This is a genomic window from Serratia sp. TSA_105.2 (genome assembly GCF_052692115.1).
This window is the reverse complement of record NZ_JBQZFT010000001.1, coordinates 33,303-58,381: the sequence shown is the minus strand read 5'-3', so window position 1 is coordinate 58,381 and position 25,079 is coordinate 33,303. Positions and strand designations below refer to the sequence as shown.

General features: G+C 61.2%; 20 protein-coding genes. 9 read left to right on the top strand and 11 right to left on the bottom strand.

Annotation, left to right across the window (positions count from 1 at the left end; translation table 11 throughout):
* Positions 1-188: 188 nt before the first annotated feature.
* From dinF to ACUTSC_RS00205, 3 genes are all read right to left on the bottom strand, one after another.
* Positions 189-1,526, bottom strand: coding sequence for an MATE family efflux transporter DinF (gene dinF / locus ACUTSC_RS00215; RefSeq protein WP_197767584.1), 1,338 nt, complete (start codon positions 1,524-1,526; stop codon positions 189-191).
* Between the two features lie 101 nt (positions 1,527-1,627).
* Positions 1,628-2,236 carry a transcriptional repressor LexA gene (gene lexA / locus ACUTSC_RS00210; protein ID WP_025160136.1) on the bottom strand — a complete coding sequence of 203 codons (609 nt, stop codon included), beginning with the start codon at positions 2,234-2,236 and terminating at the stop codon, positions 1,628-1,630.
* A 102-nt stretch (positions 2,237-2,338) separates the two neighbouring features.
* The gene (locus tag ACUTSC_RS00205; protein WP_015379225.1) at positions 2,339-2,707 is read right to left on the bottom strand and encodes a diacylglycerol kinase; all 369 of its coding nucleotides are present in this window, start codon (positions 2,705-2,707) and stop codon (positions 2,339-2,341) included.
* A gap of 148 nt (positions 2,708-2,855) precedes the next feature.
* Here ACUTSC_RS00205 and plsB point away from each other — a divergent pair, with 148 nt between their 5' ends.
* Positions 2,856-5,321 carry a glycerol-3-phosphate 1-O-acyltransferase PlsB gene (plsB, locus tag ACUTSC_RS00200; RefSeq protein ID WP_107227113.1) on the top strand — a complete coding sequence of 822 codons (2,466 nt, stop codon included), beginning with the start codon at positions 2,856-2,858 and terminating at the stop codon, positions 5,319-5,321.
* A gap of 66 nt (positions 5,322-5,387) precedes the next feature.
* On the opposite strand, the gene ubiA is transcribed toward plsB, so the two are convergent.
* Together ubiA and ubiC are read right to left on the bottom strand one after the other, a co-directional pair.
* Complete coding sequence (gene ubiA / locus ACUTSC_RS00195) at positions 5,388-6,260, bottom strand: 4-hydroxybenzoate octaprenyltransferase (protein WP_197767585.1); 873 nt, start codon at positions 6,258-6,260, stop codon at positions 5,388-5,390.
* A gap of 17 nt (positions 6,261-6,277) precedes the next feature.
* Complete coding sequence (gene ubiC, locus ACUTSC_RS00190; protein WP_060423780.1) at positions 6,278-6,793, bottom strand: chorismate lyase; 516 nt, start codon at positions 6,791-6,793, stop codon at positions 6,278-6,280.
* A 392-nt stretch (positions 6,794-7,185) separates the two neighbouring features.
* On the opposite strand from ubiC, the gene ACUTSC_RS00185 reads away from it, so the two are divergent.
* From ACUTSC_RS00185 to ACUTSC_RS00175, 3 genes are read left to right on the top strand one after another with little or no spacing between them, the layout of a single operon-like run.
* The gene (locus tag ACUTSC_RS00185; protein WP_197767586.1) at positions 7,186-8,565 is read left to right on the top strand and encodes an MFS transporter; all 1,380 of its coding nucleotides are present in this window, start codon (positions 7,186-7,188) and stop codon (positions 8,563-8,565) included.
* Positions 8,566-8,589: 24 nt separating this feature from the next.
* Positions 8,590-9,591 carry a LacI family DNA-binding transcriptional regulator gene (locus ACUTSC_RS00180; RefSeq protein ID WP_060425151.1) on the top strand — a complete coding sequence of 334 codons (1,002 nt, stop codon included), beginning with the start codon at positions 8,590-8,592 and terminating at the stop codon, positions 9,589-9,591.
* A gap of 22 nt (positions 9,592-9,613) precedes the next feature.
* Positions 9,614-10,597, top strand: coding sequence for a nucleoside hydrolase (locus ACUTSC_RS00175; RefSeq protein ID WP_197767587.1), 984 nt, complete (start codon positions 9,614-9,616; stop codon positions 10,595-10,597).
* 55 nt (positions 10,598-10,652) lie between these two features.
* Here ACUTSC_RS00175 and malM read toward each other — a convergent pair whose 3' ends face one another.
* From malM to ACUTSC_RS00155, 4 genes are all read right to left on the bottom strand, one after another.
* Entirely contained in the window at positions 10,653-11,552 is a 900-nt protein-coding gene (gene malM / locus ACUTSC_RS00170; protein ID WP_445653023.1) for a maltose operon protein MalM, read from the bottom strand.
* A 100-nt stretch (positions 11,553-11,652) separates the two neighbouring features.
* Positions 11,653-12,942 (bottom strand): maltoporin, encoded by a 1,290-nt coding sequence (locus ACUTSC_RS00165; RefSeq protein ID WP_015379233.1) that lies wholly within the window; start codon positions 12,940-12,942, stop codon positions 11,653-11,655.
* 32 nt (positions 12,943-12,974) lie between these two features.
* Positions 12,975-14,084: a maltose/maltodextrin ABC transporter ATP-binding protein MalK gene (malK, locus tag ACUTSC_RS00160; protein WP_038874339.1), complete on the bottom strand. Its 1,110-nt coding sequence runs from the start codon at positions 14,082-14,084 to the stop codon at positions 12,975-12,977.
* A complete protein-coding gene (locus tag ACUTSC_RS00155; protein WP_197767590.1) occupies positions 14,077-15,048 on the bottom strand; it encodes an alpha-amylase family glycosyl hydrolase in 972 nt (323 codons plus the stop codon). The genes malK and ACUTSC_RS00155 overlap by 8 nt, the downstream gene beginning before the upstream one ends.
* A 358-nt stretch (positions 15,049-15,406) precedes the next feature.
* On the opposite strand from ACUTSC_RS00155, the gene malE reads away from it, so the two are divergent.
* Genes malE through malG form a run of 3 tightly spaced genes read left to right on the top strand, consistent with a single transcriptional unit; the run spans position 15,407 to position 19,137 of the window.
* Complete coding sequence (malE, locus tag ACUTSC_RS00150) at positions 15,407-16,600, top strand: maltose/maltodextrin ABC transporter substrate-binding protein MalE (RefSeq protein WP_025304464.1); 1,194 nt, start codon at positions 15,407-15,409, stop codon at positions 16,598-16,600.
* Between the two features lie 57 nt (positions 16,601-16,657).
* Positions 16,658-18,235 carry a maltose ABC transporter permease MalF gene (malF, locus tag ACUTSC_RS00145; protein ID WP_197767591.1) on the top strand — a complete coding sequence of 526 codons (1,578 nt, stop codon included), beginning with the start codon at positions 16,658-16,660 and terminating at the stop codon, positions 18,233-18,235.
* An 11-nt stretch (positions 18,236-18,246) separates the two neighbouring features.
* Positions 18,247-19,137, top strand: coding sequence for a maltose ABC transporter permease MalG (gene malG, locus ACUTSC_RS00140; RefSeq protein WP_004936696.1), 891 nt, complete (start codon positions 18,247-18,249; stop codon positions 19,135-19,137).
* An 85-nt stretch (positions 19,138-19,222) separates the two neighbouring features.
* Here malG and psiE read toward each other — a convergent pair whose 3' ends face one another.
* A complete protein-coding gene (gene psiE / locus ACUTSC_RS00135) occupies positions 19,223-19,630 on the bottom strand; it encodes a phosphate-starvation-inducible protein PsiE (RefSeq protein WP_004936694.1) in 408 nt (135 codons plus the stop codon).
* Between the two features lie 225 nt (positions 19,631-19,855).
* Here psiE and ACUTSC_RS00130 point away from each other — a divergent pair, with 225 nt between their 5' ends.
* Complete coding sequence (locus ACUTSC_RS00130) at positions 19,856-21,289, top strand: capsule assembly Wzi family protein (RefSeq protein ID WP_197767592.1); 1,434 nt, start codon at positions 19,856-19,858, stop codon at positions 21,287-21,289.
* 62 nt (positions 21,290-21,351) lie between these two features.
* Here the strand turns inward: ACUTSC_RS00130 and pgi are convergent, their stop codons facing one another.
* Positions 21,352-22,998 carry a glucose-6-phosphate isomerase gene (pgi, locus tag ACUTSC_RS00125; RefSeq protein WP_142110603.1) on the bottom strand — a complete coding sequence of 549 codons (1,647 nt, stop codon included), beginning with the start codon at positions 22,996-22,998 and terminating at the stop codon, positions 21,352-21,354.
* A gap of 229 nt (positions 22,999-23,227) precedes the next feature.
* On the opposite strand from pgi, the gene ACUTSC_RS00120 reads away from it, so the two are divergent.
* Positions 23,228-25,036 (top strand): cation:proton antiporter domain-containing protein, encoded by a 1,809-nt coding sequence (locus tag ACUTSC_RS00120; protein WP_197767593.1) that lies wholly within the window; start codon positions 23,228-23,230, stop codon positions 25,034-25,036.
* The last annotated feature ends 43 nt before the right edge of the window (positions 25,037-25,079 follow it).

The following is a 25,079-nucleotide window of genomic DNA, read 5'->3' as shown; positions in this document are numbered from 1 at the left end:
ATTCATTCTAGTTAAACACGGAAACAAAAAAGCCATATGACAGAATAAAAAACCATTAAAAATGAAATAAACATAAAAAACGCCAACAAACAACGAGCTAAGCCGAGCAGAACCAGGCTGAAAACATGTAAGCAAACATGAACAAAAACATAAGACAAATTAATAATTAACCCAACAAAGCGTCCGGTTTAGCGTGCGGCAAACCAGCTGCCGCGCACCTGATGACGATGCCAAACCCAGCCCAACGCCAGACCGCGCAGCGCCAGAAACACCGCCAGCGCCAGCCAGAGTCCGTGGTTGCCAAGCAGCGGCACGCTGAACAGCGCCAGACCGTATCCCGCCGCGGCCACCGCCATGCTGTTGCGCATCTCGGCGCCGCGTGTGGCGCCGATAAACATGCCGTCCAGTAAATAGCACCACACTCCAACCAGCGGCAGGATAACCTGCCACGGCAAATAGTGGGCGGCCAACGCTCGCAGCTCCGGCAAGGAGGTCAACGCCGCCACGATCTGCTGGCCGGTAACGGCATACGCCAGGGCGAAGGCCAGCGCGACCAGCCCTGCCTGCCTGCAGGCCGCGTGCCACACCTTACGCAGCTGGCTGTCGTCCCGGGCGCCGTAGGCGTGGCCCGAATGGGCCTCCACCGCATAAGCGAAGCCGTCGAGCGCATAGGCGGTGAACGTCAGCAGATTCATCAATACCGCGTTGACCGCCACCACCTCGCTTCCCAGGCGAGCGCCGAAAATGGTCAGCGACGCAAAGCACAGTTGCAGCAGTAATGAACGCAACATGATGTCGCGGTTAAGCGCCAGCAGCCGACGCAGGTCGCCACGCCAGGCCTGACGCAGCATCAGCAGGGTGATACCGCGCAGGCGCATCACCCGCCACGCCAGCCACAGGCCGAGCAGCAGCGTGGCGTATTCGGCGATGGCGGTTGCCGCCGCTGCCCCCCGCACGTTCCAGCCCAGGCCCATCACCAGCCAGATATCCAGCACGATGTTCAGCAGGTTGCCGACGATCAGCAGGATCACCGGCGCACGCACGTACTGCACGCCGAGCAGCCAACCCAACAGCACCAGATTGGCCAGCGCCGCCGGGGCGCTCAGCCAGCGGATTTCAAGAAAACGCCGCGCCTGTTCCAGCACCTCGCCATCGCCACCGACGATCCGCAGCGCCAGTTCGATCAGCGGATAGCGCAGCAGGACGATCGCCACCCCGGCCAGCAGCGCCAGCACCAGCGGTTGCATAAAGGCGCGCGCCAGCGCCTGCGGGTTCTGTGCCCCCAGCGCCTGCGCCGCCAGACCGGTGGTGCTCATGCGCAGGAACAACAGCAGCATGAACAGGAAGCTGGTCGCCACCGCGCCGATCGCGACGCCCCCCAGGTAGATCGGGCTGTCGAGGTGGCCGATCACCGCGGTGTCCACCAACCCGAGCAGCGGTACGGTGATATTGGAGAAAATCATCGGCAGGGCCAGGCGCCACAGGGCTTTATCGGTGTCGCTGGTGAAGGCGGAAATCATGCGCATGATGAGACGTTCCCGTAGCAGTGGCGAAGGGCAAAATCAGAAACAAAAACGCCCCAAAACAGGGGCGATTGATACAAGAGGCGGCACTGAGAGGGCGGCGATTAAATCCAGTCGCCGTTGCGGATCACGCCGACCGCCAGCCCTTCGATAGTGAAATTCTGCTGACGCAGATCGACCACGATCGGTTGGAATTCGTTGTTCTCCGGCAGCAGCTCGACCACGTTGCCGTGTTTTTTCAGGCGCTTGACCGTCACTTCGTCTTCGATGCGCGCCACCACGACCTGGCCGTTGCGCACGTCTTGCGTTTTGTGCACCGCCAGCAGATCGCCGTCCAGAATGCCGATGTCGCGCATCGACATGCCGTTCACCCGCAGCAGGAAATCGGCGCTCGGTTTAAACAGGGAAGGATCCACCTGGTAGTGCCCTTCGATGTGCTGCTGCGCCAGCAGCGGCTCGCCGGCGGCGACGCGGCCAATCAGCGGCAGCCCTTCTTCTTCTTCCATCAACAGACGGATACCGCGCGAGGCACCGGAGACGATTTCGATCACGCCTTTGCGTGCCAGCGCCTTCAGGTGTTCTTCGGCGGCGTTAGGCGAACGGAACCCCAGACGCATCGCGATCTCGGCACGCGTTGGCGGCATGCCCGTTTGCGAAATATGATCGCGAATCAGATCGTAGACCTCTTGCTGTCTGGTAGTTAGTGCTTTCATTCCGCCCCCTGTTTGTTTATACAGTCTTGCTGTGAGTATATACAGGTAAGCGCGGATTGGGAACCGAAGAATAAATAAAAATCAGTCAGTAGGCGCCTTTCATCAGCCAAAATGCTGCCATAAGACCGTGCCCCAAACGAACAGTGCCAGCACGATCGCCAGTGACACCGCCGCCGATCCCATGTCCTTGGCCCGGCCGGACAGCTCGTGATGTTCGCTGCCGATGCGATCCACCACCGCCTCGATCGCGCTGTTCAGGATCTCGACGATCATCACCAGCGCTACCGATCCGATCAATAAAATGCGCGCTATCGCACCCACATCCAGCCAGACAGCCAGTATGATAGCCAGAAGGGTGACCACCAGTTCCTGGCGGAACGCCGCTTCGTGCTGCCAGGCGGCGGAAAGCCCTTTATAGGAATAGCCGGCGGCCTTGATGATGCGGGTCAGTCCGGTTGCTTGGTTTGCCATGTTTTCGTGCCTTTCTCAGAGGTCGGTCATAATAAAAAGAGTCTAGAACAGTCCGCGCTGACGGCTCTCGGTTTTCGAACACCACAGATCTGCTACCCGGTTTCTGGTATGCTTGCGGCGCATTGCTAACAAGAGGCTTCACGTTGTTATGTCAGGTTGGCGTAAAATTTATTATAAAATATTGAATTTACCACTTAAATTGTTGGTAAGAAGTAAGGTCATCCCTTCAGATCCGGTTACCGAGCTAGGGTTGGATCCCTCACGGCCGATTTTGTATGTTTTACCTTACAATTCCAAGGCGGATTTGCTGACGCTGCGCACCCAGTGCCTGGCGCAGGATCTGCCCGATCCGCTCAACTCGCTGGAGATCGACGGCACCGTGCTGCCGAGCTACGTGTTCATTCACGACGGCCCGCGCGTGTTCCGCTACTACACCCCGAAAGAAGAGTCGGTAAAGCTGTTCCACGACTATCTGGATCTGCATCGCAGCAATCCGGATCTCGACATTCAGATGCTGCCGGTTTCGGTCATGTTCGGCCGTTCGCCGGGCCGCGAAGGCCACGGCACGCCGCACCTGCGTCTGTTGAACGGCGTGCAGAAATTCTTCGCCGTACTGTGGCTTGGCCGCGACAGCTTCGTGCGTTTCTCCAACACCGTTTCGCTGCGCCGCATGGCGACCGAACACGGCACGGATAAAACCATCGCGCAGAAACTGGCGCGCGTGGCGCGCATGCACTTCTCGCGTCAGCGCCTGGCCGCGGTAGGCCCGAGCCTGCCGGCCCGTCAGGACCTGTTCAACAAGCTGTTGGCGTCCAAAGCGATCGAAAAAGCGGTCGAGGACGAAGCGCGCAGCAAGAAGATCTCGCACGAGAAAGCCCAACAGAACGCCATCGCGCTGATGGAAGAGATCGCCGCCGATTTCTCCTACGAAACCGTGCGCCTGTCCGACCGCGTGCTGAGCTGGACCTGGAACCGGCTGTATCAGGGCATCAACGTCACCAACGCCGAACGCGTGCGCCAGCTGGCGCAGGACGGCCACGAGATCGTCTACGTGCCCTGCCACCGCAGTCACATGGATTATCTGCTGCTGTCCTACGTGCTGTATCACCAGGGCCTGGTGCCGCCACACATCGCCGCCGGCATCAACCTCAACTTCTGGCCGGCCGGCCCGATCTTCCGTCGCCTGGGCGCGTTCTTCATCCGCCGCACCTTCAAGGGCAACAAGCTCTACTCGACGGTGTTCCGCGAATACCTCGGCGAGCTGTTCACCCGCGGCTACTCGGTGGAATACTTCGTGGAAGGCGGCCGTTCCCGCACCGGGCGTCTGCTGGAGCCGAAGACCGGCACCCTGTCGATGACCATCCAGGCGATGCTGCGCGGCGGCACCCGTCCGATCACGCTGGTGCCGATCTACATCGGTTACGAGCACGTGATGGAAGTGGGCACCTATGCCAAAGAGCTGCGCGGCGCCACCAAGGAAAAAGAGAGCCTGCTGCAAATGCTGCGCGGCCTGCGCAAGCTGCGCAATCTGGGCCAGGGTTACGTCAACTTCGGCGAACCGCTGCCATTGACGGCTTACCTCAACCAGAACGTGCCGCAGTGGCGCGAGTCGATCGATCCGATCGAAGCACAGCGCCCAAGCTGGCTGACGCCGACGGTCAACGATCTGGCCGGCCAGATCATGGTGCGCATCAACAACGCCGCCGCGGCCAACGCCATGAACCTGTGTTCCACCGCGCTACTGGCTTCGCGCCAGCGTTCGCTGACCCGCGAACAGCTGGTCGAACAGCTGGAGTGCTACCTGCAGTTGATGCGCAACGCGCCTTACGCGCGTGACGTCACTGTGCCGACGCAAACGCCGGACGAGCTGCTGGATCACGCGCTGAACATGAACAAGTTCGAGGTGGAAAAGGACAACATCGGCGACATCATCATCCTGCCGCGTGAGCAGGCAGTGCTGATGACCTATTACCGTAACAACATCCACCACTTGCTGGTGCTGCCGTCGCTGATCGCCAGCATCGTAATGCATCACCGCCGGGTGTCGCGCGCCGAGCTGCTGCGCCAGATCGGCATGATCTACCCGATGCTGAAAGCCGAGCTGTTCCTGCATAACGACAAGGAACAGCTGCCGGAGGTGCTGCGGCCGATGATTGACGAGCTGATCCGCCAACAGCTGATCTGCGACAAAGGCGACGAGCTGGTGCTGAACCCGGCGCGCATTCGCCCGCTGCAGCTGCTGGCCGCCGGGGTGCGCGAAACCCTGCAACGCTACGCCATCACCATGTCGATCCTCAGCGCCAACCCGAGCATCAACCGCGGCGCGCTGGAGAAAGAGAGCCGCATCATGGCGCAACGTCTGTCGGTGCTGCACGGCATCAACGCGCCGGAGTTCTTCGACAAGGCGGTGTTCTCCACCCTGGTGGCGACGCTGCGCGAAGAAGGCTATATCAACGACAGCGGCGATGCGATCCGCGAGCACACCCTCGAGGTGTACAACATGCTGAGCGATCTGATCACGCCGGAAATCAAGCTGACCATCGAAAGCGTCAACATGCCGGAAGAGACCAACGTCCTGCCGCAGGCCGATGCGGAAGAAGAGCAAGACGAGTGATTTCACCCGGCGCGGAAATACAAAAGGCACCCCACGGGGTGCCTTTTTTCTTGCGAAGAGGAATCGTTACGCCGGCAGATAGCTCAGCGCGATGCCGATGAACACCACCAGCCCGACATAGTTGTTCTGCAGGAAGGCCTTGAAGCAGGCCTCGCGCCCGCGCCCGGCGATCTGTTTCTGTTGGTGAATGAACAGCGCGCCCGCCAGCAGCAGCGACCAGTAAAACGCCCCGCCGAGCTGCGCCAGATAACCGACCCACACCAGCAGCAGCAGCGTCGCAAACTGCAGCAGCCCGACGATCAGCTTGTCATAACGGCCGAACAGAATAGCGGTGGATTTGATGCCGATCTTCAGGTCATCGTCGCGATCGACCATCGCATACAGCGTGTCGTAGGCCACCGTCCAGCAGATGTTGGCCAGCAGCAGCAGCCAGCAGCTGAGCGGCAGCGATTCGCTGACCGCCGCGTAGCCCATCGGAATGCCCCAGCCGAACGCGGCGCCCAGCACGAACTGCGGCAGGTTGGTCACCCGCTTCATGAACGGATATACCCAGGCCAGCGCCAGCGCCGCCAGCGACAGCCAGATGGTCATCGCATTGAGCGTCAACACCAGGCAGAACGAGATCAGCACCAGCACCGCGAACAATACCTTGGCCTCTTTCGCGCTCACCCGGCCGCTCGGCATCGGCCGCCCGGCGGTGCGTTTCACATAGCCGTCCACCGCGCGATCGGCGTAGTCATTCACCACGCAGCCGGCGGCGCGCATCAGGAACACGCCGAGCACGAACACCAGCAAAATCGACAGCGACGGCACGCCTTTCCCGGCCAGCCACAGCGCCCACAGCGTCGGCCACAGCAGCAACAGCGTGCCGATCGGTTTATCAATGCGCATCAAATGGCTGTAAGCCCGCCATTTACTTTGAGTCACGCTTCCCTCCAAGGTCTTGCTCTCCTCTTTTATGCAGGAACCGCTGAATACAGCGGTGAAGCCGGTAAAAACAGTTCGGTCAGCAACAGCGGTTTGCCCGCCAGCCGCAGCCGTGAACGGCGCGCCCACAGCGCATCCTGTCGGCCGATATGGATATAGTCGCGGGTCAGCTCGCCGCTGCTGAACAGGTAGCGCCCCAGCGGCAGCGTGCCCAGATCCACCAGCGCCTGGTCGGGGCCGGTCAGCGTATTTTCCGGGATCACCGTGCGCCCCAGCAGCCAGGGCTGGTTGTCGCCCAGCAGCACCACTTCGCGCAGCCAATAGCGCGGGCTGTCGGGCAGGTGGTTCGCCTCGTCGCCCAGCGCCTCGCGCGTGACGAAGCATTCGCGCTGCGGTTCGACGCGCACCTGGGCGCAATGGCGTTCAAATCGGCGGGTCATGGAGCCTAACTCCATCAGCCAGTCGCTGACGGCGGCGGGCGCCGGAGGATCCTGTTCGGATAACCACTCCAGCGGCGGCAGGATGGAATCCCTGATGCCAGACATTGCTTTACTCCTCGCCTGAACCGCAGCCGGTACGGCGCGCCAGACGATACAAACTGTTAACAGGCCCCCATTGTAGCGCAGAAATACGAAAGCGGCAGGCTGATTCGTGGCGAAAACGGCGGTGGCTTTCGTCGGAAAAATCGGGTTCCTGTCATCTTTTTGCCATCCGCGTTCTCTATCTTCGTTCCCCGGCACGATGACGATTCTGTGATCGCCTGCAAAGTTTCATCTTTGTCGCGTTGTTTTATCTACGCGCGTAGATACTCTGACACCGCAGCGTTGAATCGCCATGCGTCCGACATCATTTGTCGGCACACCTTTGTTGCCGGCACCAGGGAAACCATCTTTAACCGCGCCCCTCAAAGCGCAGAACAAAAGAGGATAGCACTGCCATGAGCGAAACAACGCTTGCCACTCCACAGACCGCCGACACGCTGGCGGCCGATGAACGCCTGGCAACCAAAGAGGGGCGCAGCCAATTTTGGCGCGCCACCTTCTCCTGCTGGCTCGGCACCGCCATGGAATACGTCGATTTCGCGCTGTACGGCCTGGCGGCCGGCATGGTGTTCGGCGACGTGTTCTTCCCCGAGGCCACGCCGCTGGTCGCCCTGCTGGCCAGCTTCGCCACCTACTCCGTCGGCTTCGTCGCACGGCCGATCGGTGCGCTGATGTTCGGCTGGATCGGTGACCGCAAAGGCCGCCGCGTGGTGCTGATCACCACAGTGGCGCTGATGGGCCTCTCCACCACGCTGATCGGCCTGATCCCGTCCTATGCGCAAATCGGCGTCTGGGCACCCACCTGCCTGGTGATCCTGCGCTTCGCGCAGGGGTTCGGCGCCGGTGCGGAACTGTCCGGCGGCGCGGTGATGCTGGCGGAATACGCGCCGGCCAAACGGCGCGGGCTGGTGGCGTCGATCATCGCCATCGGCTCCAACAGCGGCACTCTGCTGGCGTCGCTGGTATGGCTGCTGGTGCTGCAGTTGGACAAGGAAGACCTGATGAGCTGGGGCTGGCGCATTCCGTTCCTCGCCAGCATTCTGATCGCCGGCGCGGCGCTGTACCTGCGTCGCCACGTGCGGGAAACGCCGGTCTTCGAACGCGAGCTGCAGCAAAACCACCAGCGCATGCTGGACGCCGCCCAGGCCGCGCCGGATACGCGCAGCTACCTGCAGCGCACCAAGGCGTTCTGGGTGATGCTCGGCCTGCGCATCGGCGAAAACGGCCCTTCCTACCTGTGCCAGGGCTTTATCGTCGGCTACGTCGCCAAGGTGCTGATGGTCGATAAATCGGTGCCGGCGCTGGCGGTGCTGATCGCCTCGCTGTGCGGTTTTCTGGTGATCCCGCTGGCCGGTTGGCTGTCCGATCGCTTCGGCCGCCGCGTCACCTACCGCGGGTTCTGCCTGCTGCTGGTGCTATACGCTTTCCCGGCGTTCTGGCTGCTCGACAGCCGTGAACCGGCGATCGTCATCTCGGTGATCGTGGTCGGCATGTGCATCGCATCGCTGGGGATCTTCGGCGTGCAGGCGGCCTACGGCGTCGAACTGTTCGGCGTGAAGAACCGCTACTCCAAAATGGCGTTCGCCAAGGAACTCGGTTCGATCCTCTCCGGCGGCACCGCGCCGCTGATCGCCACCGCGCTGCTGTCCGGTTTCGGTCACTGGTGGCCTGTCGCCTGCTATTTTGTTGTAATGGCGGCCATCGGCTTAATCACCACCTTCTTTGCTCCCGAAACCCGCGGCCGCGATCTCAACCTGCCGCAGGATGCCGCGTAGCGAGAAGGCGAACAGGACCTCAATGTGGATAATCACTCCGCGCGACGCGTTACCCGCGCCGACGTGGCCCGCGTAGCGGGCACCTCCGTCGCCGTGGTCAGCTATGTGATCAACAACGGCCCACGCCCGGTGGCGGAAGCCACCCGGCTGCGCGTGCTGGCGGCGATCGAGCAGACCGGCTACCGGCCGAACGACATCGCGCGGGCGCTGGCTTCCGGCAGCACGCAAACCTACGGGCTGGTGGTGCCGGATATTTCCAACCCGTTCTTCGCCACGCTGGCGCGGGCGCTGCAGCAAGAGGCCTTCAGCCGCGGCCGCGTGCTGCTGCTAGGCGACGCCGGCGACGACCGGCAGCGCGAGTACGAGCTGATCAATAACCTGCTGCGCCGCCAGGTCGACGGCCTGCTGTATACCAGCGTCGATCGCCACCCGTGGTTCGATTTGATCCGTGCTTCCGGCACGCCCTGCGTAATGATAGACACCATCGACAGCCAAGCCGGCGTCTGCGCCATTCGCGTCGACGAGCGCGACGCCGCCTGCCAGGCGACCCGCCATCTGCTGCAGCACGGCTATCGCGACATCGGCATTTTTATCGGCCCGCTGACCATGCTCAACGCGCAGGATCGCCTTAACGGCTGGCGTGATGCGCTGCTGGAGGCGGGCATCGCGCCGCGCGACGAGTGGATTTTCGAGGTGCCCTACACCCGCCAGGGCGGTTACCAGGCCACCCAGCGTCTGGTGCAAGGCCCGCGCCCGCGCGCCGTTTTCACCTCTAACGAGCAACAGGCGCTTGGCTGCCTGTCGGCGCTGGCGGAGCATGGGCTGCGCGCGCCGGACGATCTGGCACTGATCTGTTTTAACGGCACGCAGCAATCCGAATTCAGCGTGCCGCCGCTCAGCGCGGTCGAGCAACCGATCGACGCCATGGCCAAGCGGGCCATCGCCATGCTGGCCGCCGGTGCCGCGCCCGCCGAGCTGCATGAATTCGCTTTTCAACTGCGCATCCGCCGTTCGTGCGGCTGTTAGCGGTTTTTCAGGACACCTTACTATGCGTTTAATCATTGATTGCGATCCCGGCAACGGGGTTCCCGGCGCCAACGTCGACGACGGCCTGGCGCTGGCCCTGGCGCTGGCGGCCAAACCGCAGCTACAGCTGGAGCTGATCAGCATCGTGGCCGGCAACACCCCGCGTGAAGTGGGCTTCGCCGTCGCCACCGACCTGCTGGCGCAGAGCGGCTATCAAGTCCCTGTCGCCCTCGGCGCGGCGCGCGCCCTGAGCGAGCCGCCGGAGCCGTGGCGCGCACATCTGGATCGCCCGATCGCCGATCCGAAGCTGGCGGCGCTGTGGCATGACCTGCCCGCGCCCCCGCTGGCCAATGCGCCCGCACCGGACGCCGCCATCGCCATCGGCGAACTGATCTGCCGGCATCCCGGCGAGATCACGCTGGCGGCGATCGGCCCGCTGACCAACGTTGCGCACGCCATGCAGCTTTACCCGCAGATGGCGCAGGCGGTGAAAGAGATCGTGATCATGGGTGGCGTGTTCAACGTCGACGGGTACATCAAGGACACCAATTTCGGTTTGGATCCGGAAGCGGCACGGCTGGTGTTGAACAGCGGCGCCGCTATCACGCTGGCACCGCTGGACGTCACCACCCAGACCATGCTGACCCAGGCGGATCTGGCCGCGTTGACCCAGCCGGATACCCCGCTGTGCCGCTACTTACGAACCACCACCCAGCCGTGGATCGACTATTCGCGCCATACGCGGCACCTGCCGGGCTGCTGGATCCATGATGCGTTGGTGATCGCCTGGCTGCTGGCGCCGCAACTGGTCACGACCGAGATGTTCCATGTGGATGTGGCGCTGGAAGGGGCGTTGACGCGCGGCAGCTCGCGCCGCTGGCGGCCGGACAGCCTGCGCCTGACGGTCGGCATGCCGCCGCTGCAGGGCAAGCCGGTGCGTGTCATGCAGCAGGTAGACAACGCCCATCTGTTGGCGTTGATCGGCGCAACGCTGGCCCGCGGATGAAAAAAGGTGCGCCAAAGCGCACCAATCATCGAGCCAGCATCGGCAGCGCCGGGTGTTACCCCTTGCCTTTAACGCTGCTGATAAACGTTTTACGCGCGGTGGTCGAGCCCAGTTTCTCGGCCTCATTCATCAGTTTCAGCGCCTTGTCGATATCGCCCGCCTTCACCGCCTGTTTGATGCCGTTATTGAAGTAACTTTCGGTATCGTTGAGCATCGGCTCCGCCGGTTTCTCCGGCGCCGGTGCAGCCACGGCGGCCGGTGCGGTCGAGCCCACCACCACCGGCGCCACGGTCGGCGCAGGCTGCAGCATGCCGATCATCACGTTGCCGGTACCCTGTTCAGCGGTGACCTTAAGCTTCAGCGTGCCGGTCGTCGCGTGGCCGGCGATCGGATCCGGGATATCCGGCACCGCGTTGCCCACGCCCTGCGCATAGGCCTTGGCCGGGTTGGTCAGCTGCGTGGTTTTCGTCAAATCCTGACGGGTGGTGTACACCAGCAGGTAAATCTGTTTTTGACCGAGCGCCGGGGTCAGTTTCAGCGTGCCTTCGAGGCGATCGGAGGACATCGCCCCCGGCGGCTGGTAAGGGAAGTAGCTGCTCGGATAATACGCCGCCGGGCGCAGATGCTCGTCCAGCACCAGCACGCTCGGCGCATACAGCGAATTGTTTTTGGCAAGGCTGCTCAGCGTCACTTCCAGCGAACCGCGATCGGCCGGCAGCGTATAGGCGGCGATCGCCCCCTGAATCTCGCCCTGATTGAGCTGCGGGCTGACGGCGTCGAGCTTCACCTCTTGCGACACCGGCGGCTGCAGCGGCTGCCACGGCAGGCTTTGCAGCGTGGCGGCGCTGATGGCCGGCGCGACGGAAACGTTGGCCGGCGTCTCGGCGTTGGCCGCCAAAGGCGCGCCGACGGTCAGCGCCAGCGACAGGCAGAGTGACAGCAGATTCTTTTTCATCGTTATATCCTCTTTCAGCGCCACGGCGGATCAGGCAAGAGATCCGGCCGTGGCGAATGCGGTTGGGGGAGAGCCTGCGGCCCTCCCCGTCCTGTCGTCGTTACCACCAAATTTCCATCTGGGCGCCGAAGGTGACTTCGTCATCCTTGCCGCGGCTGAAGGTATGCATGCTGGTGTCGTTGTAAGCGGTGCCTGCGTTATACCCGGTGTCGTCGCCGGTGGCGTAGCCCCACTTCTCATCCCACTTGGCGTAGGTGGCGAACAGACGGATGGCCGGACGCGACCAGATGCTGTTGCCCGCCTGCCACTGCTGCGCCAGGGTCACTTTATACTGGCCGTTGCGATCGCCGGTGCGCTGGGATTTGACGTTGTCATAGCCGGCTTCCAGCAGAGTGCTCATGATCGGCGTCCACTTGTACATCGGGCGCACACCCACGGTGTACCAGGTGGTGCCGTTGTTGTTGTCGCGGTCGATGTCCTGGAACATGGCGACATACATCAGCGCCCATTGATCGTTGAAGTCGATGGCGCCGTGATCCAGCACGCGGATCATCTTGCCGTTGTTATCGATGGTGGCGCCTTCGTTGCGGCCGTTATTCTGCGAGGTCATCGAGTCGGTGGCGTACTGCAGCACGAACTTGTTGTAACCGTTCAGGATGCTCTGCGTGTGTTCCGCGGTGAACATCCAGCCGTCTTTGCTGGCGCCGTCGGCCAGGCGATAGTTATCCTGCGCATTGGCGCGGCCGTAGTCCACGCCCAGCTCCAGGGTGCCGCCCGGGTTCAGCTCCAGGCCGGCCAGACGCAGGTCGAAAGTGTCGTTGACGGTCGGACGCTGTTTCCATTCGTTATCCAGGTAGCCGTAAGAACCACCGGATTCGGAGTTGCGGGTCACGGCGGCGGACAGCTTGCCGAAGCCCAGATCGATGTTTTCCAGACCGGCGCCCGGGCCGGAGATATCCCAGTAGTAGAAGTCGATCATGTGAACGTCATGACGCTGATAGAAGCGCTTACCGGCCCACAGCGTGGAGCCCGGCAGCCAGTCGATCAGGTTTTTACCCTGCACGTTGACTTCGCGGAAGCCCGGGGTCACGTCTTCCCAGTCGGAACGTTGCGAGACCGAATAGGCCAGGTTGGTGTCGAAATAGAAGCTCTTGTCGCCTTCTTTCCACACTTCCTGCCCCAGCTTCAGCTCGGCATAGGTTTCGCATTCGTTGCCGAGACGGTATTTGCTCGCGGCGCCGGTGGCCTTGAAGCACTGTTGCTCACCGCCGCTGCCGGTCCAGCCGATGCCGGAACGGGCATAACCGTGAAAATCTACGGCCAGCGCCTGAGTAGAGAGAACACCGGCGGCGACAGCCAGTGCCAGAGGAAGTTTGCGCAGAGTAGTCATCATTATTCTCCTGTTATACCGACTTTGATGCTTTAAACGCCCGGCTCCTGGTGCAGCCGTTTACATGCCGTACCGTCTTCACGGAACAGGTGGCAGCGGTGAGGCGGCAGGCCGATGGCGAATGTGGCACCTTCTTCTACCAGCACCACGTCATTCTGGCGGTACACCAGGTTTTGACGGATGGCCGGGATTTGGATGTGGATTTGCGTCTCGTTACCGAGCTGCTCCACCACCTGTACGTCGCCGGTAAGCCGCACTTCTGAGGCTTCGCCGGGCAGCAGATGTTCAGGGCGAATGCCCAGGGACAGGTTGGCGCCGGGTTGAACGCCCGCGCCTTCCACCGGCAGCCAGACCAGCTGGCGGTTGGGCAGTTCGACCTGCACCTGTTGCGGCTGCGCCGCGGTCACCTTGACCGGCAGGAAGTTCATCTTCGGCGAGCCGATAAATCCGGCGACGAAGCGGTTGGCCGGGTAGTGGTACAATTCCAGCGGCTTGCCGACCTGCGCCACGCGACCGGCGTCGAGCACCACGATCTTGTCGGCCAGCGTCATCGCTTCGACCTGATCGTGGGTGACGTAAATCATGGTGCGCTGCAGGCGCTTGTGCAGACGGGAGATCTCGATGCGCATCTGCACCCGCAGCGCGGCGTCGAGGTTGGACAGTGGTTCGTCGAGCAGGAACACGTCCGGCTCGGCCACCAGCGTGCGGCCGATCGCCACGCGCTGACGCTGCCCGCCGGACAGCGCCTTCGGCCGCCGATCGAGCAGGTGCGCCAGCTGCAGCACCTCAGAGACCTGGTTTACCCGTTGATTGATTTCCGCTTTCCTGGCGCCGGCCAGCTTCAGGCCGAACGACATGTTGTCCGCCACCGACAGGTGCGGATACAGCGCATAGGACTGGAACACCATGCCGATGCCGCGCTCGGAAGGCGGCACCTCATTCATGCGTTTCTCGCCGATCAGCAGCTCGCCGGAGGTGATATCCTCCAGCCCGGCGATCATGCGCAACAGCGTCGATTTACCGCAGCCCGACGGCCCGACAAACACCACAAACTCGCCGTCCTCGATGGTCAGATTGACGTCTTTGGAAATCACGGCCTCACCGAAGGCCTTATAAACGCTGCGCAGTGTCACGCTAGCCATGCGTTACTCCCCTGCTTTCGCAGTTAACATGTCGTGTGAAAATGGCGGAGGCAAAGCCCGCCAAAACCCATTGATGACCCTCTTGCTGCGCGCCGTGCTGCCATGCCAACGGCAAGGTCGCCTCAGACGGCGCGGCCGCCTGAGTATAAGGCTGCAGGTTTATCAGCGCTTCAAGGCATTGATCCTGATGGGTAATAAGTAAGCGCACCATGCCGTCCCGCTGGCTGACCGCATTCAATTCGCCGCGCTGGATGAGCGGCGAACGGCGCAGGGCCAACAGCGCCTGGCAGTAACGTAAGGTGGAGTGGCTGTCGTGCTGTTGGCGGCTGATGGCCAGCGCACGGTGTTCGATCGCCACCTGTTGATACCAGCTGATTTCGCCGGCGGTGACCTGTTCGGGGGCTTCATGCCACGGCATCGGCGTTTGCGCGCCGCGCGGATCCTGCAGCCCGGCGGCATGCGGCAGCCCCAGCTCTTCGCCCTGATACAGGCAGATCGGCGCCGGCAACATCGCCAAAAGCGTCAGAAAGGCGGCGGCAGAGCGCAAATCGCCCTGCCCCCAGCGGCTGACCACTCTTGGCTGATCGGCGTCGCCGGTGCTCCACAGGCTGTCCGCCAACGTGGCGCGGCGGGCGTGCAGCACCGCCACCAGCTTCTCCGCGCTAAACGGCATCACGTCCAGCGCCAATGCACCGTGGGCGAACCGCTGCGGCGCGACGGCATTGCGAACGCGGTTGGCTTCATCGGCGTACCACAGCGTCAGCCCTTCGCCCTTCACCGTCGCCTCGGCCTCCGGCACCAGCGTCTGCGGCAGCAACAGACCGTCGATCGACAGCGCTTTCAGGTACGGCAGCGCCGCCAGCATGCCATGCGCGTCGCCCACGCCGTCCCCGTTTCCGTCACGGAAACTGGCCGGATGGATCCGGTACAGGGTGGGCTGGGTGGCGATAGGCATTGACGACATAAATCCGGTATCCCTGCTGCGCGTGGCGTTGAAAATCAATGGGCCGATAGTGCGGGAGTCGCCGGAAAGGGTAATCATCCGTAACAGGATTTTTCATGGGGGAGGAGGCGGGAGGATGAGAGAACGACTGCGGCGATGAGAAGTTCCGCGCTTAAGGCAAATCTGTGATCCGGCTGGCAAAAAACGCCCCCCCATTTTGTGCCGGACGCCACAGAATAGAGCGCAACGTTAACTGGATCACACTCCTCATCTCAGGGGCGTAGAGGGGGGGAGGATGAGAATATGTCGCGTTGTGACCCACTATTACCGCGAAACGTCTCTCCTTGATTTATGTGCCCACAAAAAGAAGGACTGGATTATGACTCGCAGCATTACCCTCGCCCGCACGCTGGCGCTCTCGGCACTGGCCACCCTGGTGCTCTCTTCTTCCGCCTTCGCCAAGATCGAGGAAGGCAAGCTGGTTATCTGGATCAACGGCGACAAGGGCTATAACGGCCTGGCCGAAGTCGGCAAGAAATTCGAAAAAGACACCGGCATCAAGGTCACCGTCGAGCATCCGGACAAGCTGGAAGAAAAATACCCGCAGGTGGCCGCCACCGGCGACGGCCCTGACATCATCTTCTGGGCCCACGACCGCTTCGGCGGCTATGCGCAGTCCGGCCTGCTGGCCGAAATCCACCCGTCCAAAGCCTTCCAGGACAAGCTGTTCCCGTTCACCTGGGACGCCGTGCGTTATGACGGCAAGCTGATCGGCTACCCGATCGCCGTCGAAGCGCTGTCGCTGATTTACAACAAAGACCTGGTCAAACAGCCGCCGAAGACCTGGGAAGAGATCCCGGCGCTGGACAAGCAGCTGCGCGCCAACGGCAAGAGCGCCATCATGTGGAACCTGCAGGAACCCTACTTCACCTGGCCTATCATCGCCGCCGACGGCGGTTATGCCTTCAAGTATGAAAACGGCAAATACAACATCAAGGATGTCGGCGTCGCCAACGCCGGTTCGCAGGCCGGCCTGCAGTTCATCGTCGATCTGGTGAAAAACAAGCACATCAACGCCGATACCGATTACTCGATCGCCGAAGCCGCGTTCAACAAAGGCCAGACCGCGATGACCATCAACGGGCCGTGGGCCTGGAACAACATCGAGCAGAGCAAAATCAACTACGGCGTGACGCTGCTGCCGACCTTCAAAGGCAAACCGTCCAAGCCGTTCGTCGGCGTGCTGACCGCCGGCATCAACGCCGCCAGCCCGAATAAAGAGCTGGCGACCGAGTTCCTCGAGAACTACCTGCTGACCAACGAAGGGCTGGCGGACGTCAACAAAGACAAGCCGCTGGGCGCGGTGGCGCTGAAGTCCTATCAGGAAGCGCTGGCCAAAGATCCGAAGATAGCGGCCACCATGCAGAACTCGCAAAACGGGGAAATCATGCCGAACATCCCGCAGATGAGCGCCTTCTGGTACGCCGAACGCAGCGCGGTGATCAACGCCGTCAGCGGCCGTCAGACGGTGAAAGCCGCGCTGGACGACGTGCAGACCCGTATCACCAAGTAACGACGTCGTGCGGGGTGCCACGGTGCCCCGCCGTTGCTTCACAGAAAGGAACGCCCTATGCAATTCGCTCACGCCGGGACGCCCGCGCGTAAAAAATCGAAGTGGTGGCAAAGCGACGCGCTGAAATGGCTGGTGGTCGGCCTGTTCAGCCTGGTGACCTGCTACCTGATTGTGTTGATGTATGCACAGGGTGAATACCTGTTCGCCATCCTGACGCTGATCCTGGTCAGCGCCGGGCTTTACGTCTTCGCCAACCGCCGCGCCTACGCCTGGCGCTATGTGTATCCCGGCGTCGCCGGCATGGGGCTGTTCGTTCTGTTCCCGCTGATTTGCACCATCGCCATCGCCTTCACCAACTACAGCAGCACCAACCAGCTGACCTTCGAGCGCGCGCAATCGGTGCTGATGCAGCGCCAGTTCCAGAGCGGCCAAACCTTTACCTTCGGCCTCTACCCGACGGAAAACCAGCAGTGGCGCCTGCAGCTGACGCCACCGGACAGTGAACAGCCGCTGATCTCCGAGCCTTTCCGCCTCGACGCCGCCGCGCCGCAACCCCTGAAGCTGACGGCGCAGAGCGCCGCGCCGCAGGGCGAACGTGCCACGCTGCGGGTGATTACCCAGAACCGGCAGGCGCTGAGCCAGCTGGTGGCGCAACTGCCCGACGGCGGAGAATTGCGCATGAGCTCCCTGCGCCAGTTCTCCGGCACCCGTCCGTTGTATGCGCTGGACCAAGACGGCAGTACGCTGACCAACAACCAGACCCAGGTGCGTTACCGGCCGAATGGCGACATCGGCTTCTATCAGGCGATCAACGCCGACGGCGGCTGGGCGCAGGAAACCCTGAGCCCGGGCTATACCGTCACCACCGGCTGGAAAAACTTCCTGCGGGTGCTGCAGGACGAGGGCATCAAGAAACCGTTCGTGTCGATCTTCATCTGGACCATCGTGTTCTCGGTGATGACGGTGATCCTCACCGTGGCGGTCGGCATGGTGTTGGCCTGCGTGGTGCAGTGGGAGGCGCTGAAAGGCAAGGCGATCTACCGCGTGCTGCTGATCCTGCCCTATGCGGTGCCGTCATTCATCTCGATCCTGATCTTCAAAGGTTTGTTCAACCAGAGCTTCGGCGAGATCAACATGATGCTCAGCCATCTGTTCGGCATCAAACCGGCCTGGTTCAGCGATCCGCTCACCGCCAAGAGTATGATCCTGATCGTCAACACCTGGCTCGGCTACCCGTACATGATGATCCTGTGCATGGGGCTGCTGAAGGCCATCCCGGACGATCTGTACGAGGCCTCGGCGATGGACGGCGCCAACCCGTGGCAAAACTTCTTCCGCATCACCCTACCGCTGCTGATCAAGCCGCTGACGCCGCTGATGATCGCCAGCTTCGCCTTCAACTTTAATAACTTTGTGCTGATCCAGCTGCTGACCAACGGCGGCCCGGACATGATCGGCACCACCACGCCGGCCGGCTATACCGATCTGCTGGTCAGCTACACCTACCGCATTGCCTTCGAAGGCGGCGGCGGGCAAGACTTCGGGCTGGCGGCCGCCATCGCCACGCTGATCTTCCTGTTGGTGGGCGCGCTGGCGATCCTGAATTTGAAAGCCAGCAAGATGAACTTCGATTAGGGAGAATAACGATGGCCATGGTTCAACCCAAATCCCAGCGCCTGCGCCTGTGGATCACCCATATTTTGATGCTGTGCTTTATCGCCCTGATCATGTTCCCGCTGCTGATGGTGGTGGCCATCTCGCTGCGCTCCGGCAATTTCGCCACCGGCAGCCTGATACCGGAAACCCTCTCCTGGGATCACTGGCGGCTGGCGCTCGGCTTCAGCGTCACCCACGCCGACGGCAGCGTGACGCCGCCGCCGTTCCCGGTGCTGCTGTGGCTGTGGAACTCCATCAAGATCGCGGCGATCACCGCCATCGGCATCGTGACGCTGTCCACCACCTGTGCCTACGCCTTCGCCCGCATGCGTTTTCGCGGCAAGAGCACGCTGCTGAAAAGCATGCTGATCTTCCAGATGTTCCCGGCGGTGCTGTCTCTGGTGGCGCTGTACGCGCTGTTCGATCGCCTGGGTCAGTACATTCCGTTTATCGGCCTGAACACCCACGGCGGCGTGATCTTCGCCTACATGGGCGGCATCGCGCTGCACGTCTGGACCATCAAGGGCTATTTCGAAACCATCGACAACTCGCTGGAAGAGGCGGCGGCGCTGGACGGCGCCACGCCGTGGCAGGCGTTCCGTCTGGTGCTGCTGCCGCTGTCGGTGCCGATTCTGGCGGTGGTGTTCATTCTGTCGTTTATCGCCGCCATCACCGAAGTGCCGGTGGCCTCGCTGCTGCTGCGCGATGTGAACAGCTACACGCTGGCGGTGGGAATGCAGCAATATCTCAACCCGCAGAACTACCTGTGGGGCGACTTCGCCGCCGCCGCGGTGCTGTCGGCGATACCGATTACCGCCGTGTTCCTGCTGGCGCAGCGCTGGCTGGTGGGCGGCCTGACGGCCGGCGGCGTGAAGGGGTAATTTGTGCCACTGCAGTGCGTTTGATGTCTTTCCGCAATAGCGGTAATCCTGTGTCTTTGGCGGCCATTGGCCGCCATTTTTATCGCTACTCCCGTTTCAGCCGATCGGTGTTGGCCAGATAGAGCGTCACCACCAGCACCAATATCGCCGCAGCGTAGATCAGGGTATCGATGGGGTTTTTGTGGTCCACGATAATCAAACGAATAATCGCGGTAATGCCAATGTAAATAAAATAGCGCAGCGGGAAATGATAACCCGACTCAAAATACTTGACGATCAAGGCGATAAATTCAAAGTACAAAAAATAAATCACGATGCCTTCAATCAACAGGTAAGAGGATGACTCTTCGTTGTTGATAAATAACACCTTCGCCAGGTGGAGGGTCTCCTTGACCAGAAACACCACCAGAATTGCCGCCAGCAGCAACAAGCCCACGTTCAGCACCCGCTGCAGCCCCTTCGCTATCATGATCGAACGCGACGTTTTCGCCATAAAACCTCTCTCTGAATACCGCTAATATGATTCAACCGTGCCAATATAGGCATTGTCCTAAAAATTCCGCCCCGCGCGAAAGCACTTTAAACCCCATTTAATTCATCACGTTATAATAAGATGTTTCTGACTTATAGATTTGTAGCAAATCGAAATGTCAACTATCATGGGTCACAGAGATCTTTACATAAAACCAATAACCTCGAATTAACAAGGGAATTCTTTATGCGCGCTAAACTTAACGGACTGGTCGCTGCGGGCCTGTTTACCTGTGCATTGTCCGGCCATGCCGCCGGCCTGGTAGCCCCTGACAACGATCTGCGTAACGATCTCGCCTGGTTGTCTGACCGCGGCGTCATCAACGTCAGCCTGTCCACCTGGCCGCTGAGTCAGGAAGAGATCAGTTCCGTTATCGCGCAAGCCAAGCCGGTGACCAACACCGAGAAAAACGTCATCGACCGCGTGCAGCGCCGTGTCGATGCCTTGAAAGCCAACATCCGCGTCAGCGGTTACGCGTCGACCGATAAACCCGGTACCCCGCAGGGCTTCGGCCAAAATGAGTACGCCGACGATCGTCTGACCATCGGCGCCGGCGCCAACGGCGAATTCTGGGACGTGCGTCTGCAGGGTTCGGTGGAAGGCGATCAGCGCGTCAGCGACGGCTCCAAATTCAATATGAACGGCTCCTACGGCGCGGTGAAAATCTGGAACCAGTGGCTCTCCTTCGGCGAAGTTTCCCAGTGGTGGGGCCCAGGCTACGACGGCAGCCTGATCCGCTCCGACGCCGCACGCCCGGTGGCGGGCTTCATGCTGCAGCGCGCCGACCAATCGCCGTTTGAAACCCCGTGGCTGTCGTGGATCGGCCGCTGGCAATATCAATTATCCGCCGGCCAGCTGTCGCAGTACGCTGCCGTGCCGGACACCAAGCTGATCGGTGGCCGCCTGACCATGATGCCGACCGACTTCCTGGAGTTGGGCGCTTCACGCGTCATGATGTGGGGTGGTGATGGCCGTCCGCACTCCTGGAGTTCCTTCTGGGATGGCGTAACCGGCAACGACAATACCGGCGATCCGAAAAACGACCCGGGCAACCAGTTGGGCGGTTTTGACTTCAAACTCAAGCTGCAGCCGCTCATCGGCATGCCGGTCAGCCTTTATGGCCAGATCACCGGTGAAGATGAAGCAGGCATGTTGCCTTCGCATAACGCTTACATGCTGGGGCTTGAAGGCCATCCGGAATGGGGCCCGACCACGATCAACTGGCATATCGAAGGTTCTGATACCCGCTCTAACGGTAACGCCAACAACGTGATGTACAACCACTACATCTATCGTGGCGGTTACTACCAGCAAGGTTATCCACTGGGCCATGCGATGGGCGGCGACGGTCAGATGCTGTCCGGCCGCGTGGAAATGGTGCTGGACGACGGCCAGCGTTGGAGCACCCGCCTGGTGTACGCCAAGGTGAATCCGAACAACCAAAGCATCAACCGAGCGTTCCCGCGTTCCGATACGCTGAAAGGCATTCAGCTCGGCTGGGGTTACAGCTTCGATTCTCAGGTTAAATTCGATACCAGCCTGTGGTACACCGACAGCGATCACAGCACCGCCGACGACGTGGGTGCAGGCATCAGCTTCGAAGTGCCGATCAACCTGTAATTTTTTGCAGACGTAAAAAAACCCGCCGCGGCGGGTTTTTTTATTGGCTTCAGCTCAGGCGATTAGCGCCATTCCTTGAAGCGGTTGATCAGCGCATTGGTCGAGCTGTCGTGGCTGCTGATTTTCTCGCTGCCAGCCAGTTCAGGCAGGATACGGTTAGCCAGCTGTTTGCCCAGCTCCACGCCCCACTGATCGAAGGTGAAGATGTTCAGGATCGCACCCTGGGTGAAGATCTTGTGCTCGTACAGCGCGATCAGGCTGCCCAGGCTGAACGGCGTGATTTCGCGCAGCAGGATCGAGTTGGTCGGGCGGTTGCCTTCAAACACTTTGAACGGCGCCACGTGTTTGACCTGCTCAGGAGTTTTACCCTGCGCCGCGAACTCGGCCTCCACCACTTCCAGCGACTTGCCGAACGCCAGCGCTTCGGTCTGGGCGAAGAAGTTGGACAACAGTTTGGCGTGATGATCGCCCAGCGGGTTATGGCTGATGGCCGGCGCGATGAAATCGCACGGCACCAGCTTGGTGCCCTGGTGGATCAGCTGGTAGAACGCATGCTGGCCGTTGGTGCCCGGCTCGCCCCAGATGATGGGGCCGGTCTGATAATCCACCGGATTGCCGTTGCGATCGACGTATTTGCCGTTGGATTCCATGTTGCCCTGCTGGAAGTAAGCGGCAAAACGATGCATGTACTGATCGTACGGCAGAATGGCTTCGGTTTCAGCGCCGAAGAAGTTGTTGTACCAGATACCGATCAGCGCCAGCAGCACCGGCAGGTTTTTCTCCACCGGCGTTTCGGCGAAGTGCTTATCCATGGCGTGCGCGCCGCTCAGCAACTGCTCGAAGTTGTCATAACCGATGGACAGCGCGATCGACAGGCCGATCGCCGACCACAGGGAGTAACGGCCGCCCACCCAGTCCCAGAACTCGAACATGTTGTCGGTATCGATACCGAACTCTGCCACCGCTTTGCCGTTGGTGGACAGCGCGGCGAAGTGCTTGGCCACGTGCTGTTGATCGGCGGCGCTGCTCAGGAACCAGTCGCGCGCGCTGTGGGCGTTGGTCATGGTTTCCTGGGTAGTGAAGGTTTTGGAGGCCACCAGGAACAGCGTGGTTTCCGGGTTCAGCGGCTGCAGCGTTTCGGCGATATGGGTGCCGTCGACGTTGGAGACGAAGTGCATGTTCAGGTGATTTTTATAAGGGCGCAGCGCTTCGGTCACCATGTAAGGGCCGAGATCCGAACCGCCGATGCCGATGTTCACCACGTCGGTGATCGGCTTGCCGGTGTAGCCTTTCCACTCGCCGCCGATGACGCGCGCGCAGAACTGTTTGATCTTGGCCAATACCGCGTTCACTTCCGGCATCACGTCTTTGCCGTCGACCAGGATCGGGCTGTTGCTGCGGTTGCGCAGGGCAATGTGCAGCACCGCGCGATCTTCGGTGCGGTTGATTTTCTCACCGGCGAACATCGATTTGATGGCGCCTTGCAGATCGGTTTCTTTCGCCAGCGCCTGCAGCTTCTCCAGGGTTTCCTGCGTGATACGGTTCTTGGAATAGTCCACCAACATTTGGTCGTTGAAGGTCGCGGAGAACCTGGAGAAACGATCGCTGTCCTGGGCGAACAGGTCGGCGATCCGTACGTCTTTCATCTGTGCATAATGTTGCTGCAGGGCTTGCCAAGCAGCGGTTTGACTAGGATTGATATTTTTCATAGCAACACTCTTAGGCTTGAGAATAAAAATGACGCGTTTGTCCGATTGTAGCCTGTTCGACTGTGATTATGATCTCTTTTCTTGCGATAGGCGCTAACTGTCAACGCATTGCCGCCTCGTTTCAGCTTTCACTCTATACTTTGGGCTAACGGCCTGTTATCGGGGTTGCCGAATTGTCATCAGGCTGTGTCATCGTTGCTTATTTCGTCATTTGAAAGGGATCTCGCTTATGGAATTATCCGCCCCGCTTATGTTGGTGCTTATCGGCCTGGCGTCGCTGCTGGCGCAGTGGCTGGCCTGGCTGCTGCGCCTGCCGGCCATTTTGCCGCTGTTACTGTTCGGCATCGTGCTCGGCCCGACGGTGCATCTGGTGCAGCCGGATCTGCTGTTCGGCGATCTGCTGTTTCCGCTGGTGTCGCTGTCGGTGGCGATCATCCTGTTCGAGGGGGCGCTGACGCTGCGCTTCGAGGAGATACGCGGCCTCGGCGGCGTGGTGCGCAATCTGGTCACCGTCGGCATGCTGGTCACCTTTCTGGTCATCAGCCTCGCCAGCTGGTGCCTGCTGGATTTCCCGCCGGAGCTGGCGGCGCTGATCGGCGCGGTGACGGTGGTGACCGGGCCGACGGTGATCGCCCCGCTGATGCGCGTGGTGCGGCCGAACGCCAACATTAACCAGGTGCTGCGCTGGGAAGGGATCGTTATCGATCCGGTCGGCGCCATCTTCACCCTGCTGGTGTTCGAGTTCATCGTGCTGAAACAGAATGCGGAGTCCTATACCCACCTGTTTTGGACGCTGGGCGTGACCGCCGCCGTCGGCCTGATCGCCGGCGCGGTGTTCGGCTACCTGCTCGGCCTGGCGCTGCGCCGTGTCTGGCTGCCGCGCTACCTGCAGAACCTGGCGGTGTTGGCGATCATGCTGACCGCCTTCGGCGTTTCCAACGCCATCGCCGACGAATCCGGCCTGCTGACCGTCACGGTAATGGGCATCTGGCTGGCCAACATGCGCGACGTGGACACCAGCGATATTCTGGCGTTCAAAGAGGAGCTGTCAGCGATCCTGATCTCGGCGCTGTTCATCATTCTGGCGGCGCGGCTCGATATCCAGGCGCTGTGGAACATGGGCTGGCCGTTGCTCCTGCTGCTGCTGGCGGTGCAGTTCATCGCCCGGCCGCTGTGCATCGCGGTATCGACCTGGCGCTCTTCCCTGCACTGGCGCGATCGGCTGCTGCTGTGCTGGATCGCCCCGCGCGGCATCGTCGCCGCGGCGGTCAGCTCGCTATTCGCGCTGACGCTGCAGCGCAGCGGCTATCAGGGCGCCGACCGACTGGTCACCGTGGTGTTCGCCATCATCATCGGCACTGTGGTGCTGCAAAGCCTGACCAGCGGCATGATGGCGCGCTGGCTGCGGGTGCAGCAGCAAAAGCCGCGCGGCGTGCTGATCGTCGGCGCCAACAGCGTGGCGCGCATGCTGGCGCAGGCGCTGATCAAGCTAAACGTGCCGGTGATCGTCACCGACAGCAGTTGGGAGTACTACCGCCAGGCGCGCATGGACGGCATTCCGGCCTACTATGGCCACGCCTACTCCGAACACGCCGAGAACTATCTCGATCTGAGCAATATCGCCCAGGTGTTGGCGCTGTCACCCAATCGCCACCAGAACGCGCTGGCGGTCTACCATTTCGGCCATCTCTTCGGCGAGGATCACGTGTTTGCCATCCGGTCGGGGGCGCCGCTGAAAGGGCGCGGCGCCAGCGCGGAAAGTTCGCGTTTCCGCCGGCATGAAATTTTATTTAATCAGGAAGCCACCTACGGCCGCCTGAGCAGCTTGCTCGCCAGGGGGGCCACCATCAAAGCGACCAAATTGAACGAAAATTTCGGTTGGCTGGAGTATTTGGAAAAACATCAGGGCGTTATCCCGTTATTCAGCCAAAAGGAAGACGGTTCTCTGCACCCGATTGGCGCCGGTTCCACGCCCGCGATGCCCTGTACGCTTATCGCGCTGGTACAAGATGAAAATCCCTCACCGTCTGTACGTTGACAGAATGGCGATAACCGGCTATTCCTAACAGCCTACTTGCGCA